At 52.2% G+C, this 15911-nt stretch carries 15 protein-coding genes and 1 riboswitch; of the genes, 7 read left to right on the top strand and 8 right to left on the bottom strand.

Going from position 1 to position 15911, the window contains the following annotated elements; all coding sequences use genetic code 11:
• Positions 1-65 precede the first annotated feature (65 nt).
• Genes KE671_RS19830 through KE671_RS19820 form a run of 3 tightly spaced genes read left to right on the top strand, consistent with a single transcriptional unit; the run spans position 66 to position 3300 of the window.
• Entirely contained in the window at positions 66-1337 is a 1272-nt protein-coding gene (locus KE671_RS19830) for a nucleoside permease (RefSeq protein ID WP_206164278.1), read from the top strand.
• Positions 1334-2338 (top strand): ADP-ribosylglycohydrolase family protein, encoded by a 1005-nt coding sequence (locus KE671_RS19825; protein ID WP_206164277.1) that lies wholly within the window; start codon positions 1334-1336, stop codon positions 2336-2338. Before KE671_RS19830 ends, KE671_RS19825 begins: the two co-directional genes overlap by 4 nt.
• Positions 2335-3300 (top strand): PfkB family carbohydrate kinase, encoded by a 966-nt coding sequence (locus tag KE671_RS19820; RefSeq protein WP_206164276.1) that lies wholly within the window; start codon positions 2335-2337, stop codon positions 3298-3300. The genes KE671_RS19825 and KE671_RS19820 overlap by 4 nt, the downstream gene beginning before the upstream one ends.
• Here the strand turns inward: KE671_RS19820 and KE671_RS19815 are convergent.
• The 3 genes from KE671_RS19815 to thiM are packed head-to-tail and all read right to left on the bottom strand — an operon-like array spanning position 3274 to position 5647.
• Positions 3274-4020 carry a GntR family transcriptional regulator gene (locus tag KE671_RS19815; RefSeq protein ID WP_206164275.1) on the bottom strand — a complete coding sequence of 249 codons (747 nt, stop codon included), beginning with the start codon at positions 4018-4020 and terminating at the stop codon, positions 3274-3276. The two genes, KE671_RS19820 and KE671_RS19815, sit on opposite strands and share 27 nt — an antisense overlap.
• Before the next feature lie 41 nt (positions 4021-4061).
• Positions 4062-4862, bottom strand: a complete 801-nt coding sequence (thiD, locus tag KE671_RS19810; protein WP_206164274.1) for a bifunctional hydroxymethylpyrimidine kinase/phosphomethylpyrimidine kinase — start codon at positions 4860-4862, stop codon at positions 4062-4064.
• Positions 4859-5647 (bottom strand): hydroxyethylthiazole kinase, encoded by a 789-nt coding sequence (gene thiM, locus KE671_RS19805; protein WP_206164273.1) that lies wholly within the window; start codon positions 5645-5647, stop codon positions 4859-4861. The genes thiD and thiM overlap by 4 nt, the downstream gene beginning before the upstream one ends.
• Before the next feature lie 31 nt (positions 5648-5678).
• Positions 5679-5776: riboswitch (TPP riboswitch) on the bottom strand.
• Between the two features lie 507 nt (positions 5777-6283).
• Here thiM and KE671_RS19800 point away from each other — a divergent pair.
• Positions 6284-7117, top strand: coding sequence for a YadA C-terminal domain-containing protein (locus KE671_RS19800; protein ID WP_206164272.1), 834 nt, complete (start codon positions 6284-6286; stop codon positions 7115-7117).
• Between the two features lie 157 nt (positions 7118-7274).
• Here KE671_RS19800 and KE671_RS19795 read toward each other — a convergent pair whose 3' ends face one another.
• A complete protein-coding gene (locus KE671_RS19795; protein WP_206164271.1) occupies positions 7275-7709 on the bottom strand; it encodes a hypothetical protein in 435 nt (144 codons plus the stop codon).
• 740 nt (positions 7710-8449) lie between these two features.
• On the opposite strand from KE671_RS19795, the gene rcnB reads away from it, so the two are divergent.
• The gene (rcnB, locus tag KE671_RS19790; RefSeq protein ID WP_206164270.1) at positions 8450-8776 is read left to right on the top strand and encodes an RcnB family protein; all 327 of its coding nucleotides are present in this window, start codon (positions 8450-8452) and stop codon (positions 8774-8776) included.
• 110 nt (positions 8777-8886) lie between these two features.
• On the opposite strand, the gene apbC is transcribed toward rcnB, so the two are convergent.
• Positions 8887-9996: an iron-sulfur cluster carrier protein ApbC gene (gene apbC / locus KE671_RS19785; RefSeq protein ID WP_206164269.1), complete on the bottom strand. Its 1110-nt coding sequence runs from the start codon at positions 9994-9996 to the stop codon at positions 8887-8889.
• Between the two features lie 165 nt (positions 9997-10161).
• Between apbC and metG the strand changes: the two genes are divergently transcribed.
• On the top strand, positions 10162-12195 hold the full coding sequence (gene metG, locus KE671_RS19780; RefSeq protein WP_206164268.1) for a methionine--tRNA ligase: 2034 nt from the start codon (positions 10162-10164) through the stop codon (positions 12193-12195).
• 199 nt (positions 12196-12394) lie between these two features.
• Positions 12395-12853: a YehR family lipoprotein gene (locus tag KE671_RS19775; RefSeq protein WP_206164267.1), complete on the top strand. Its 459-nt coding sequence runs from the start codon at positions 12395-12397 to the stop codon at positions 12851-12853.
• Between the two features lie 45 nt (positions 12854-12898).
• Here KE671_RS19775 and KE671_RS19770 read toward each other — a convergent pair whose 3' ends face one another.
• From KE671_RS19770 to KE671_RS19760, 3 genes are read right to left on the bottom strand one after another with little or no spacing between them, the layout of a single operon-like run.
• The gene (locus KE671_RS19770; protein WP_206164266.1) at positions 12899-13369 is read right to left on the bottom strand and encodes a DUF1456 family protein; all 471 of its coding nucleotides are present in this window, start codon (positions 13367-13369) and stop codon (positions 12899-12901) included.
• A gap of 46 nt (positions 13370-13415) precedes the next feature.
• Entirely contained in the window at positions 13416-14135 is a 720-nt protein-coding gene (btsR, locus tag KE671_RS19765) for a two-component system response regulator BtsR (RefSeq protein ID WP_152403628.1), read from the bottom strand.
• Complete coding sequence (locus tag KE671_RS19760) at positions 14128-15816, bottom strand: sensor histidine kinase (protein ID WP_206164265.1); 1689 nt, start codon at positions 15814-15816, stop codon at positions 14128-14130. Before KE671_RS19760 ends, btsR begins: the two co-directional genes overlap by 8 nt.
• Positions 15817-15911 lie beyond the last annotated feature (95 nt).

Raw genomic sequence — 15911 nt, 5'->3', positions numbered from 1 at the left:
TATTTAAAAGGTATTATTAAGTGGTACTGTCATGACGTACCTTACCTGTCATGAAGGATTTAAAGATGAAAACTACAGTGAAGCTGTCGTTCATGATGTTCATTGAATGGTTTATCTGGGGGGCCTGGTTTGTTCCGCTCTGGCTCTGGTTGAGCAAAAGTGGTTTTACCGCCGGTGAAATTGGCTGGTCTTATGCCTGTACGGCGATCGCTGCGATTCTGTCGCCGATCCTCGTGGGCTCGCTGACCGACCGCTTCTTCTCGGCACAGAAAGTGCTGGCAGTTCTGATGTTCGCCGGTGCGGTGCTGATGTATTTTGCCGCTCAGCAGACGACGTTCGGTGGATTCTTCCCGCTGCTGCTGGCCTACTCGCTCACCTATATGCCCACCATTGCGCTGACCAACAGCATCGCTTTTGCCAACGTGCCGGACGTGGAACGTGACTTCCCGCGCATCCGCGTGATGGGCACTATCGGCTGGATCGCCTCTGGTCTCGCCTGCGGATTCCTGCCGCAGATGTTGGGCTACAGCGATATCTCGCCAACTAATATTCCGCTTCTGATAACCGCAGGTAGTTCCGCCCTGTTAGGCGTGTTTGCCTTCTTCCTGCCGGATACCCCGCCGAAAAGCACCGGCAAGATGGATGTCAAAGTCATGCTGGGGCTGGACGCGATTATCCTGCTACGTGATAAAAACTTTCTCGTCTTTTTCTTCTGCTCGTTCCTGTTCGCGATGCCGCTGGCGTTCTATTACATCTTCGCCAATGGGTATCTGACCGAAGTTGGGATGAAAAACGCCACCGGCTGGATGACCCTCGGCCAGTTCTCCGAAATCTTCTTTATGCTGGCGCTGCCCTTCTTTACGAAACGCTTTGGTATCAAAAAGGTATTGCTGCTTGGTCTTATCACTGCCGCGATCCGCTACGGCTTTTTCATCTACGGCGGCGCAGACGAATACTTCACTTATGCCCTGCTGTTCCTCGGTATATTGCTGCACGGCGTGAGCTATGACTTCTACTACGTCACGGCCTATATCTACGTCGATAAAAAAGCGCCAGTACATATGCGTACCGCCGCACAGGGGTTGATTACACTCTGCTGTCAGGGTTTCGGCAGCCTGCTGGGCTACCGCCTCGGCGGCGTGATGATGGAAAAAATGTTTGCTTATCCGGAGCCGGTCAATGGCCTGACCTTTAACTGGGCTGGCATGTGGACATTCGGGGCGGTGATGATCGCCGTGATAGCCGTACTATTTATGATTTTCTTTCGCGAATCGGATAAAGACATTACCGCTATTGAGGTTCGCGAGACTGCGTTGACACAAGGGGAAGTAAAATGAAAGCAGAACGTATTCTCGGTGCTCTTTACGGGCAGGCGTTAGGGGATGCGATGGGTATGCCGTCAGAACTGTGGCCAAGAACCCGCGTCAAAGCACACTTTGGCTGGATTGACCGCTTTCTGCCGGGGCCAAAAGACAATAATGCGGCCTGTTATTTTGGCCGCGCAGAATTTACCGACGATACCTCAATGGCGCTCTGTCTGGCGGATGCACTGCTGGAGCGCGACGGCGAGATCGACCCGGATCTGATTGGACGTAATATTCTCGCGTGGGCGTTGCGCTTTGACGCCTTCAATAAAAATGTCCTCGGACCGACGTCGAAAATCGCCCTGAACGCGATTCGCAACGGGAAACCGGTGGCGGAACTGGAAAATAACGGCGTCACCAACGGCGCGGCCATGCGCGTATCGCCGTTAGGATGTCTGCTGCCCGCCCGTGACCTGGATGCGTTTATTGATGACGTTGCGCTGGCCTCCAGCCCGACGCATAAATCGGATCTGGCTATCGCCGGTGCGGTGGTGGTGGCATGGGCGATTTCACGGGCGATCGAGGGTGACTCCTGGACCGCGATTGTTGACTCGCTTCCCGCTATCGCATTGCACGCCCAACAGAAGCGGATCACCACCTTTAGCGCATCGCTCTGTGCGCGTCTGGAGATTGCGCTGAAAATTGTGCGCAATGCGGACGGTGCCGAAGCAGCCAGCGAACAGTTGTATCAGGTGATCGGCGCCGGAACCAGCACGATCGAATCGGTGGCCTGCGCCATCGCGATGGTCGAACTGGCGCAAACGGACCCCAATCGCTGCGCCATTTTGTGTGCCAATCTTGGCGGCGATACCGATACCATTGGGGCGATGGCAACGGCCATATGCGGCGCATTGCGGGGAGTAAGCGCCATCAATACGGAATGGAAACAGGCGCTGGATGCGGTCAATCAGCTCGATTTCAGCCGCTATGCTACGGCGCTTGCCGGTCTGCGCCAACGTCGGGAGGCGTCATGAACACTTCACGTTTAGCCGAACTGTTACCGGGTTTAACGACTCGCCAGCCGGTCACGGTTGTCGGCGCGGCGGTCATCGATGTCATCGCTGATGCCTATGCCCTACCCTGGCGCGGTTGTGACATTGAGCTGAAACAGCAAGGCGTTAACGTCGGCGGCTGTGCGCTGAATATCGCCGTGGCACTGAAACGGCTGGGCATTGATGCCGGAAATGCCCTGCCGCTGGGCCAGGGCGTGTGGGCGGAGATCATTCGTAACCGGATGGCGAAAGAAGGATTACACAGCCTCATTGAGACCGCCCAAGCTGATAACGGCTGGTGCCTGGCGCTGGTCGAACCGGATGGTGAGCGCACGTTCATGTCATTTAGCGGCGTAGAGAACCAATGGAATACCGACTGGCTGTCTCAGTTGACCATCCCGCGTGACAGCCTGATTTATCTCTCGGGTTATCAACTGTCTTCGCCCTGCGGCGAGCTGCTGGTGCAGTGGCTGGAAGGTCTGGATCGCGTGATGGCGTTTATCGATTTTGGCCCGCGCATCGGCGATATTCCTGATGCGCTGATGTCACGGATTCTGGCCTGTCGCCCGTTGGTGTCGCTCAATCGTCAGGAAGCCGAAATCGCGGCGGAACGGTTTGGTTTGAGCCAGGATGTGGAAAGCTTAGGTGCACAATGGGTGGCGCAATTTGCTGCGCCATTAATCGTTCGCCATGACAAAGAAGGCGCGTGGTATTTCAGCCCGGATGCCTCGGGACATGTTCCGGCCTTCCCGACCACGGTCGTTGATACGATCGGGGCCGGTGACAGCCACGCGGGCGGCATGCTGGCCGGGTTGGCGTCGGGCTGGTCGCTGGCGGATGCCGTGTTGCTCGGCAACGCTGTGGCATCGTGGGTAGTTGGACATCGCGGCGGCGACTGCGCGCCGTTTCGCGAGGAGTTACTCCTCGCACACAAAGACGTATAAATCGCTTCGGCAATAGCTGATGCTGTACTCGATAGGCCGCTGCTGCTGGTCAAGCGCCACTTGTTTGATCACCAGCACCGGCACTTTGCTGTCCATCTGGATATGCGACTGGAACTCGGCATCCGGCATTGTGGCACTTACCCGCGAGCGGGTGCGCTGGGGATGGATGTGCTGACTGCGGAAATAGTCGTACAGCGAAATGCCAATCTCATCGGCATCATGAATAAGATGTGCAGGTACCCACGACTCTTCGATAGAAACCGCATCCTCATCAACGTAGCGGATGCGCTTAAGCAGAAATACGTCACTGTCGGCGGCAATCGCCAGCTGTTGCGCCACCTCTTCCGGACACTTAACGACCCGCTTGTTGACCCATAAGGTGTCCGGTTTTTTCCCCCGCAAGACCACCTGCTGAGAAAATCCACGCGCCTCTTTTAACGAATATTCAAAGATGTTGTTGATTTGCGTGCCGTAGCCACGCGCTCGCGTCACGACGCCCTCTTCTTCCAGCGCCTGCATCGCTTTACGTACCGTAATGCGTGAAACGCCGGTCAACTGGCTGAGATCGCGCTCGCCGGGCAAAATGTTGCCATGTGCAAGCACACCACTGCGCACGGCATTTTTCACCGTTTCGGCAAACTTAATATAGAGCGGCGTATTATCCACCGCTGAAATACGTTCGTTCAGTTGCGCGATAAGCTGGGTATGCGCTTGTTCCATGAGTCTTTTTCCTGACAGCCAGTCTGCTGCCAGTATATACGCTACCAGTACGCGTGGAAATGATGAACCGGCCCAATGCCGTGCCCGACCTCCAGGGTATCCGCCTGTGCCAGCGCCGCCGACAGCCAGATTTTCGCCTCCTGCACCGTTTTGGCCCAGTCAGTATGCCGTGGACGCAGCGCGGCCAGCGCCGCAGAGAGCGTGCAACCGGTGCCGTGGGTGTTTTTGGTCATCACCCGCGGTGCGGTAAAACGCTGCTCGCCGGTCGCGGTAAAGAGCCAGTCAGGGCTTTGCGCATCGTCCAGATGACCACCTTTCATCAACACGGCACCACAGCCCATCGCCAGCAGCGCCCGTCCCTGTTCCAGCATCTCTTTTTCCGTCCGCGCGTGCGGGCAATCCAGCAGCGCCGCCGCTTCAGGCAGGTTGGGCGTAATCAGAGAAACCTGTGGCAGCAGTCGATTGCGCAAGGTTTCAACGGCGGAGGACGACAACAACGGATCGCCGCTTTTCGCCAACATCACCGTGTCGAGCACCACATTCTGTACCTGATGGCGTTCCAGTCGCTCCGCTACCGCCTCGACGATATCGGTTTCCGCCAGCATGCCGATTTTGGTGGTGTCAATGCGCACATCGCTGAACACCGAATCGAGCTGCGCGGCGACAAAATCCGGCGCAATGCGATATACCGACTGCACGCCACGCGTATTCTGCGCCACCAGCGCGGTAATCACCGAACAGCCGTAAGCGCCGAGCGCCGAGAAAGTTTTCAGATCGGCCTGAATACCAGCGCCGCCGCTGGGATCGGTACCGGCAATGGTCAGGGCGTTAATCCGCTTCATGCTGCGACCTCCGTATCCAGGGTGTAGAGCGCGTCGAGAAACGCCGGCATAAAACTGCCAGGTCCGTGACTAATTTGCGTAGCGCGTTCTCCCGCTTGTTTCATCCATGAACAGGCTGATGCCACATTTTCCAGCCGGTTTCCGGTTAATGCGCTGCTGGCGGCGACGACTGCTGAAAGCGCGCAGCCAGTGCCAACAACTTTCGTCATTAGCGGATCGCCTCCGGTGACACGAAGAGTGCGTGCGCCATCCGTGATGTAATCCACTTCGCCGGTGACCACCACAATAGCGTCAGTCTGACGTGCCAGAATCTTTGCCGCTGGCAGGGCCGTTGCGACCGCATCAGTGGCATCCACTCCACGTCCCCCGGCGCTTTCACCGGCTAATGCCAGGATCTCGGAGGCGTTACCGCGAATAGCGGCCGGATTTAAGGCAAGAAGTTCAACACAAAAACGGCGGCGGTACTCGAGCGCCCCCACGGCAACAGGGTCCAGCGTCCAGGGCGTTTTGGCGCTGTTCGCTTGCTCAACCGCCGCGCGCATTGCCTGCGCCCGGGGCTGGGTTAGCGTACCGACGTTGATGAGTAACGCGCCGGCAATGGCAGCAAATTGCCGGGCTTCTTCAGGTTCTATCACCATTGCCGGGGACGCGCCCAGCGCCAGCAACGTATTGGCGGTAAAACCCTGAACAACGTCATTCGTCATACAGTGGGTTAACGGAGAAAGGGTTCGAAAATGTTTCAGAGTACGCGCCGCAAGGTTGCGACTGAGCAGGTCAGGTTGCATATCTACGCTCCTGCCCGCGTGAAGAAGGGACACGAGCAGTGTCTGACTTCCCTACGCTGGCATTATCCAGATCAGGTGGTACGGGTATTTCTCAGCCCTTCGTGAAAAGGGGCACCCCGAGTCAAATTACTTATAAAACAATAAATTACATTTCAAAATATCGATATTTAGTGTAACCGCCTGTACCGAGCTGGTGCAAGGAGTTTTTCAGTGCGTAACAGCAACAGCATCTTCATAACAAAAGGCGCCAAACGCTTATAAGCAGTGCAATCTTTATTAATGTAAGAAATCCATTATTTGAACCGAGCATGAAAAATATTTGCGCCTCTTCATAACTATATTTTTCCTGACGATGCCTTACGCCGCATGGGTTATTAATGTTTACATTAAAATAATCCAACTATAACTCGAAACACCTCTTTACTTATTAAATTCAAATGTGATCCAAGTCAAGATTATTCGACTGCCATTAGTGGATAGTTCGCCTCACGAATTAAGGTAATTCTCAATCAGGATGCTCTGAACGTATTATTAATGTTGACATCCATTTTTATTAACAACTGTTAAATCACACTCACCATTAAATAGAGTGGAGATCGCTGTTTTTATATCGTGTTTTGAATGTGAGACTTTGAAATGAAATCTGTAAATAAATCCATTATTGCTGTTGCCGTTTTCTCTGCTCTGTTTGCTTCCCTTGCCCCTGCAGCCCAGGCGGCTAACGTTGAAGCAGTGGTCACGAATCCCACGACCCAAGGGGCTTTTTTTGTCTCTGGTATTGATGGCGCTACGTATGATTTACAAAAGCATGAAGGGCAAATATCCGCTCTGGAAGCGGGTAAAGCGGATGTAACTCAGGTGAATAATGTTGCCGCTTATGCACAACAAATTCGTACCGATCATGATAACCTGGTACAACGTGTCACTCTGGATGAACAATATGACGGTCAGGCAATCATTAAAAATCGTGATGATATTGCCACTAACAAAGCAAACCAGAAAATTGTCGATAACGATCAAAACGTGTTAATTAGCACTAATGGTAGTAAAGCAGACACGGCTTTACAGCATGCAGCGACTAATCAGATCGCTGTGACTAACGTGCAAACTAAACAAAAAGCGCAAGATGGCGTCATTCAGACTCACACCACGCAGTTAGCTAACCATGAAACGCGTATTACAACCCTGGAAAATCAAAATAATTCGCGCTTCTCTTCGATGGAAAAACAGCAAAACGACGATCGTAAAGAATATCGTAGTGGCATTGCAGGGGCCGCGTCTATCGCCGGGCTTCACTATGTAGATACTGATAATGCTATTGCTGTTGGCGCTGCTGACTTTAAAAGTGAACAAGGTTATGCGATGGGCTATCGCCATAAATTCGCAGAGAATGTCGCTGCAACGGTTAGCTATGCCGGAACGTCTGATGGTGATTCCGTCGTAGCGGCTTCTGCTTCATTAGGCTGGTAAGAACGACGCTAAGGTATCGGTTAAAACGGTGGCGCTTCAACCTGAAGCGCCACATGAATAATGATACCGTCGGCGTTTATTAGCTTATTCCTGGCGCGGCAGATATCAACATTGTCTTATCCGGGGTAAGAACAGCAGATTAGGAGGCAATGATTTTTTATTTTGCCCAGCCCAGCATCTGACGCTGCTCGTTAAGTACCGCTAATCGTCCCGTTTTATATACGATAAAATAATGTAACCCCTGCTGATACACCGTCGCATTTTCTTCTTTCTCCACAACAGCAGCGGGCAACCCGTTAATATTTATACCGGTATTGACCTTTTTAATTTCCATTCCTTCAAAGGAATATACTGTTTTTTTCTTCGCTGTCTGCGCATGCTGTTTTACCGCTTCACGCGCGTTCGCATAAGCGTTTTGTTGCGCGTTGTTGATGATCGTCTGCTGATTAGCCTGATCGACCTGATAACATACATCGCGGCTCACGCCTTTTGCTTCACAGCGCGCGAGACGTTCTTTTTCCGAAGCACAACCAGACAATACGCTGGCTATAACCAGAACATAAACACTCTTTTTTATGCTTAACCATTTCATAACTACCATCACCATCATTAATTAACAAAAAGAATAACACAGCTGGCTAGCCGTGAATTTTATATCAATACTGAACGAGCAGGATATTTTTACCCTTTCATCCTGTCAATATAATTTCTGTATTACCGGGATAAACAGACGGTCTTACCGTTAATATTAAGAGTACTCCTGGCAATCTCTTTACTCTGGATAGCTTAAGTTAGCAAAAAATTAACGTAGACAGTACATAAACACAATGTCATCAATTATTATTGGTTTCCTGCTATTAAATAGATTTAATAATATAATATTTATCAACATTGAAAAGCGTTCACTCCGCCATAGTATCCGTGCAAGATTATTTATATGCTGACATTAATTAATTGTTATATCCATTTTCTAGCGGTCAATTTTACCATGCGTATTTGCAAATGAAATCCATCTCATTAACGTTAATCATCCTTTATTTTTTTCTGTATTCCGTTCTGATTTCTGTGGGCTTCATTGCCGGCGTGATGTATGCCGAACGCCTGCATTTCTGCATCTGGGGATCGTGGCACTGGTAGCCAGTGGTCCGAAAACGCTGTCTGACACCATCATTTTTGGCCGTATTCTTCTATAGTGCAGTTGTCAGACAAAAAACCGTTTACATTTTTTACGAAATTTCCGGGAATCTAACAAACCAGCACTTGTCAGTTATCATGAAGGCCGGGAAAGATATACGATTGATTTTGAAGGTCCTAACAGTGGAGCGTAGAAGTATGAAGAATAAATTGGTGATGGGCGCGCTGCTGCTCGCAACCAGTGCGGTCTGGGCCGCACCCGCCACAACCGTCGCCGCGAAGGGGATTGATCAGTACGAACTCAGCGGCTTCATCGCTGACTTCACCCATTTCAAACCAGGCGATACAGTGCCAGAGATGTATCGTACCGACGAGTACAGCATCAAGCAGTGGAAGTTGCGAAATTTACCCGCACCGGATGCCGGGACACACTGGACCTATATGGGCGGGGCGTATGTACTGATCAATGATGCTGACGGCAAAATTCTCAAAGCCTACGACGGCGAGATTTTTTATCACCGCTGACAGCAGACGCCCTTCTCTTAGCGAAAAGTGAGCACACAGATAAAATCGTTAAACGTATTTGTTCACCGCAGCCATTGGCTTCTCATGCGGTGAACAAAGATCACGAAATATCAAACCGCGCGAAAGGCAATTTCCCCCGGAATCACTTCGCCCTGCCAGTAAAGTTGTGCGGCGACACGATCGGCAAGTTCACGATACATTGCAGTGAAATCACTGTCCGGACGACTGACAACGGTCGGTGTGCCGCGATCGAGATCTTCACGCAGACTGATATGTAGCGGCATCTGGCCTAACAACTGCGTGTGATACTGCTCAGCCAGTTTTTGCGCGCCACCTGTACCAAAGATCGGCTCATGATGACCACAGTTGCTGCAGATATGCATGCTCATGTTTTCGACGATACCCAGAACCGGCACTTCAACTTTTTCAAACATGACGATGCCTTTTTTGGCGTCGATCAGCGCGATGTCCTGCGGCGTGGTGACCACGACGGCTCCCGTGACCGGAATGTTTTGCGCCAGAGTCAGCTGTATGTCACCGGTGCCCGGCGGCATATCCAGTACGAGGTAATCCAGATCCGGCCACAGCGTTTCTTGTAGCATCTGCATCAGCGCTTTACTGGCCATCGGCCCACGCCACACCATCGCGTTGTCATCGGTGACCAGATAACCAATGGAGTTCGTCGCCAGCCCGTGGGACATAATCGGCGCCATATGAGTGCCATCCGGTGAAGTGGGACGCTGATTTTCAGCCCCCAGCATAGTCGGGATCGACGGACCATAAATGTCGGCGTCCAGAATCCCCACTTTCGCCCCTTCCGCCGCTAACGCCAGCGCCAGATTGACCGCAGTTGAGGACTTACCGACGCCGCCTTTACCGGAACTCACCGCGATAATATTCTTCACGCCGTTCACGCCCGGCTGATTTTTCACGCGCTTCAGGGTGGCAATGTTGTGCGAAAGCTTCCAGTCAATTGCCTTCGCGCCCGTAATGCGCAGCAAATCGGCGCTGCATTGCTCTTTTAACGCTTCAAACGCGCTGTTCCAGACGAACGGCATGACCAGTTCAACGTGCAACGTATCGTCCATCCAGGCGACGTGGTGCAACGCTTTGAGTGTCGTCAGATTATGCTTCAGGGTGGGGTGCTGAAAATTCGCCAGCGTCCCGGCGACCATTGCGCGCAGGGTTTCTGGTGATTTGGCCTGGGATTGTACGTTCATCCCGACTCCTTTTTGTTGTTCTGAAAAGGTCAATTGTAGTGAGGTAGTGTACTCCAGCGGTAACAATTATTCATTTGTGGTTTGATGCCCTTAATTCTTGGCGTAGTTATTACCTTTCAGGTAACATCAGAACCCCCTTTCAACAGAGAAGAAGTAATACCTACTATGACTCAAGTCGCGAAGAAAATTCTGGTAACGTGCGCGCTGCCGTACGCCAACGGCTCAATCCACCTCGGCCATATGCTGGAGCACATCCAGGCTGATGTCTGGGTCCGTTACCAGCGAATGCGCGGCCACGAGGTCAACTTCATCTGCGCCGACGACGCCCACGGCACGCCAATCATGTTGAAAGCACAGCAGCTTGGCATTACCCCGGAGCAGATGATTGGTGAAATGAGTCAGGAACACCAGACGGATTTCGCCGGGTTCAACATCAGCTATGACAACTACCACTCCACGCACAGCGATGAGAACCGGGAGTTGTCTGAGCTTATCTATACCCGTCTGAAAGAGAACGGTTTTATTAAGAACCGTACCATTTCTCAGCTCTATGATCCGGAAAAAGGCATGTTCCTGCCGGATCGTTTTGTGAAAGGCACCTGCCCGAAATGTAAATCTCCGGATCAATACGGCGACAACTGCGAAGTGTGCGGCGCGACCTACAGCCCGACCGAGTTGATCGAGCCGAAATCCGTGGTCTCTGGCGCAACGCCGGTGATGCGTGACTCCGAACACTTCTTCTTTGACCTGCCCTCTTTCAGCGAAATGCTGCAGGCGTGGACCCGTAGCGGCGCGCTGCAGGAGCAGGTAGCGAACAAAATGCAGGAATGGTTTGAATCCGGCCTGCAGCAGTGGGATATCTCCCGCGATGCCCCTTACTTTGGTTTTGAAATCCCGAATGCACCCGGTAAATATTTCTATGTCTGGCTGGATGCGCCAATCGGCTACATGGGCTCTTTCAAAAATCTGTGCGATAAGCGCGGCGATACCGTTAGCTTCGACGAATACTGGAAGAAAGATTCAGCCGCTGAGCTGTATCACTTCATCGGCAAAGATATCGTCTACTTCCACAGCCTGTTCTGGCCGGCCATGCTGGAAGGCAGTAACTTCCGCAAACCGACTAACCTGTTCGTGCATGGCTATGTCACGGTCAACGGCGCGAAGATGTCCAAGTCCCGAGGCACGTTTATTAAGGCCAGCACCTGGTTGAGCCATTTTGATGCTGACAGCCTGCGCTACTACTACACCGCGAAGCTCTCTTCGCGCATTGATGATATCGACCTGAACCTGGAAGACTTCGTCCAGCGCGTAAACGCCGATATCGTCAATAAAGTGGTAAACCTCGCCTCCCGTAACGCTGGCTTTATCAACAAGCGTTTTGATGGCGTGCTGGCGGCTGAACTGGCCGATCCAGCACTGTATAAAACCTTTACCGATGCGGCGGCGGTGATTGGCGAAGCCTGGGAAAGTCGTGAATTCGGCAAAGCGATTCGTGAAATCATGGCGCTGGCTGATGTCGCAAACCGTTATGTGGACGAGCAGGCGCCATGGGTTGTGGCGAAACAGGAAGGTCGCGATGCCGATCTGCAGGCAATTTGCTCAATGGGCATCAACCTGTTCCGCGTGCTGATGACTTACCTGAAGCCGGTTCTGCCAACCCTGAGCGAGCGCGTCGAAGCGTTCCTCAATACGGAACTGCGCTGGGATGCTATTGCGCAACCGTTGCTTGGCCACAAGGTCAACACGTTCAAAGCCCTGTATAACCGTATCGATATGAAGCAGGTGGAAGCGTTGGTAGAAGCCTCGAAAGAAGAGGTGAAAGCGATGACTGCTCCGGTAACCGGCCCGCTGGCGGACTTCCCGATTCAGGAAACCATTACCTTTGACGATTTCGCCAAAGTCGATCTGCGCGTGGCATTGATTGAAAACGCCGAGTTGGTTGATGGCTCGGACAAGCTGCTACGCCTGACGCTGGATCTGGGCGGCGAGAAGCGTAACGTCTTCTCCGGTATTCGTTCTGCTTATCCGGATCCGCAGGTGCTGATTGGCCGTCATACGGTCATGGTGGCAAACCTGGCGCCGCGCAAAATGCGTTTCGGTATCTCAGAAGGGATGGTGATGGCTGCCGGTCCTGGCGGAAAAGATATCTTCCTGCTGAGCCCGGATGAAGGCGCGAAACCAGGACATCAGGTTAAATAAGTCATCCCTCAGGCGCCGCTCTCGCGGCGCTTTTTTTGCGATATCGTCCTCGGGCGCCAGACCGGGTGATTTTCAGATGTTTCACATTTCATTTTCAGACATATCTCCTGTGTTTCTTTCCCCTTTCCTGTCTCTCTCTGGTATACATATCCGGTGCGATTTTTTTGAGCACCAGCTGTTTAATAAAATGGAGTTTTACATGAAAGCATTAAATACGTTTTTTTCGGTCGTTTTCGCGTCAGTTCTCGTTTTCTCTCTGGCAGGATGTGGCGACAAGGAAGAAAGCAAAACATTCAAAGCAGACGTCAATGGCACTGAGATCGTAATGACCTATACCTACAAGGGTGACAAAGTCATTAAGCAGACTTCGCAAAATAAAATCAACTTTGCATCTTTAGGGGTAAAAACCAAAGAAGACGCAGCGAAGATCCTTGATCCGATCAGTGCAAAATATCAAAACATTCCCGGCGTGGAAGAGAAGCTGACCTATAAGGACGGTTATGCTGAAGAAAGCGTGTCTGTTGACATGGAAAAAGTTGACTTTAAAAAGTTGCAGGGCGTGATGGGCACGCAATTCTCGGGTGACCCGAGCAACGGTATCAGCATGAAACAGAGCCAGAAAATGCTGGAAGCCTCAGGTTTTAAAGAAGTGAAATAATCAAACGACGACGACCAGGCATCCGGCCTGGTCGTCGCTTTCAGTTCAGCCTTTAGTGCCGTGCAGACGCGCCGTCAATCCGCGCAGAAAATAACGCAGGAACTGGTCACCGCACTCGCGGTAATTTTTATGGTCCGGAGAACGCATCATGGCGGTAATTTCCGGCATTGAAACGCGAACGTTCTGTTGGGTCATGATCGCCTGAATATCATCCGTTTTCAGCGAAAAGGCGATACGCAGTTTTTTCAGCACCGTGTTGTTATTCACCCGACGCTCAAGCGCCAGTTCAGGCGCTGAATCATCTTTGCCGCGCTTCTCGTAGATCAGACCATTCAGAAATCCGGAGAGAATAATATCCGGGCAGCGGACAAACCCGTCTTCATCTTCTTTGGTCATCCAGGTATCGAAACCCGCCGAGGTGGATTCCATATCAGCCAGCGCAAGAATGCGCACCATGTCGTTATTATTGGCTTTCAGGGTGTAGCGCAGGCTACGAAGAATATCGTTACTAAGCATAGAGCCTTCAACTGTCGATGATGCAATGGCGCGCAGTGTATCAGTTTTACAGGCCAATCGCCTCTTTCAAACTTTTAAGATAGCGGCGGCTGACCGGAACGGTTAACCCATTACGCAATATCAACTCCGCCTGACCGTTATCTTCCAGGCGAATTTCCTGTAACTGCGCCATGTTAACCAAATACTGTCGATGGCAGCGCAGCAATGGCGTGCGACTTTCCAGCGTCCTGAGCGTCAGTTCCGTAAAGCCTTCTTTGCCTTCGCTGCTGGTGACAAAAACACCGCTCATGCGACTACTGACAAAAGCGACATCATCCATTTGCAGCAGATAGATCCGACTATGGCCGCTACAGGGGATAAACTTCAGCGACTGTTGGTTTTCCGGCAATACTGATACGTCCTGTTTGCTCCGCTCCTGGCGCAGACGGCTAAGGGTTTTCTCCAGCCTCGCCTCTTCTATCGGTTTGAGAAGATAATCAAAGGCATGCTCTTCAAAGGCCTTAATCGCGTATTCGTCAAAAGCGGTCAGAAAAACAATGTACGGACGATGCTCCGGGTCGAGCATCCCGACCATTTCCAGCCCGCTGATACGCGGCATTTGAATATCCAGAAACAGCACGTCCGGATGCAGTCGATGCACCGCGCCAATCGCTTCAACGGCGTTGGCGCACTCGCCTACGATTTCAATATCACTTTGTTCCTGTAACAGGATCCGCAGATTTTCCCGCGCTAACGGTTCATCATCCACAATCAGCACTTTAATCATGCGTCTCCTCCAGGGGCAATCGTAGGGTTATTCGGGTAAAGCAATCCGGTTCGCAGACTACGCTAATACCATAATCATCGCCAAACCGTTCACGCAGGCGCTTATCCACCAGATTCATACCCAGGCCGCTGACGTTTGCGGAAGGCTGATACAACCCGGCGTTATCTTCAATATCCAGCATCAGGTACTGCCCTTCCTGACGGGCGGTGATGGACACCTCCCCGGTTCCCAGCAGTTGCGACGTCCCATGCTTAATCGCGTTTTCGACGATGGGTTGCAGGGTGAAGGCTGGCAACTGTTGATGAGCCAGCGCTTCCGGCACGTTTAAACTCACCTGCAACCGCGCCTGGAATCGCGCTTTCTCAATTTGGAGATAGGCATTGACGTGCTCAATTTCATCGGCCAGCGTGACGATCTCCGACGGACGCTTTAAGTTCTTACGGAAAAAGGTGGAAAGGTCCTGAACCAGTTGGCTCGCCTGTTCACTGTCGCGACGCACCACCGCTTTGATAGTGTTGAGCGCATTAAACAGAAAATGCGGATTGACCTGCGCATGCAGCAGTTTAATTTCGGACTGCGTCAGCATCGCTTTCTGACGTTCATATTGTCCGGCGAGGATCTGCGCGGAGAGTAACTGCGCAATCCCCTCACCCAGCGTTCGGTTAATAGAACTGAACAACCGGTTTTTCGCTTCATAGAGTTTGATGGTGCCCATCACCCGTTGGTTTTCACCGCGTAAGGGAATGACCAGCGTGGAGCCGAGCTTGCACTGCGGATGCAACGAGCAGCGATACGGCACTTCGTTGCCGTCAGCGTAAACCACCTCGCCCGTCTCGATGGCCCGCAGCGTATAACCGGAGGAGATGGGTCTGCCCGGCAGGTGGTGATCGTCGCCAATACCGGTAAAGGCCAACAGCCGCTCGCGGTCAGTAATTGCCACCGCGCCAATATCGAGTTCTTTGTACAGCACCTGCGCCACCTTCATGCTGTTCACTTCGTTGAATCCCTGGCGCAGGATCCCCTCGGTGGAGGCCGCCACTTTCAGCGCGGTGGCGGAAAACGCGGAGGTATATTTTTCAAACATCGCCCGCTTGTCGAGCAAAATACGCATAAACAACGCCGCGCCGACGGTGTTGGTGACCATCATAGGGGCGGCGATATTGCTGACCAGTCGGTAAGCATCGTCAAACGGCCGGGCGATCAGCAAAATGATCAGCATCTGTACCATTTCGGCGACAAAGGTAATTGCCCCGGCCGTCAGCGGATTAAAAACTTTATCGGTGCGTCCTCGCCGTGTCAGCACACTGTGCACCAGACCGCCCAACAATCCTTCAACGATGGTGGAGATCATACAACTGAGCGCCGTCATGCCGCCCATTGAGTAGCGGTGCAGGCCTCCGGTCAGCCCCACCAGTCCACCCACGACCGGTCCGCCAAGCAGACCGCCCATCACCGCGCCAATCGCCCGTGTGTTGGCGATGGAATCGTCAATATGCAGACCAAAATAGGTGCCGAGGATACAGAAAATGGAGAAGGTCACGTAGCACAGCAGTTTGTGCGGCAAGCGGACAGTAACCTGCATCAACGGTATGAATAAACGAGTTTTACTCATCAGCCATGCGATAACCAAAAACACGCACATCTGCTGAAGCAGCAGCAACACCAGATTAAACTCGTACATACCTGCAGACCACACATCGAAGTAAACGGCGTAACATACATCGACTCGCGGGAGCTGTCTTTGAACTGTTGCATAAAATGAGAAATTCGTAAGAG

The sequence above is a fragment of the Citrobacter amalonaticus genome, assembly GCF_018252635.1.
Classification (GTDB): Bacteria; Pseudomonadota; Gammaproteobacteria; order Enterobacterales; family Enterobacteriaceae; genus Citrobacter_A; species Citrobacter_A amalonaticus_E.
Note: the sequence above shows the minus strand (reverse complement) of the source record. Positions and strands in the feature narration are given on the sequence as shown.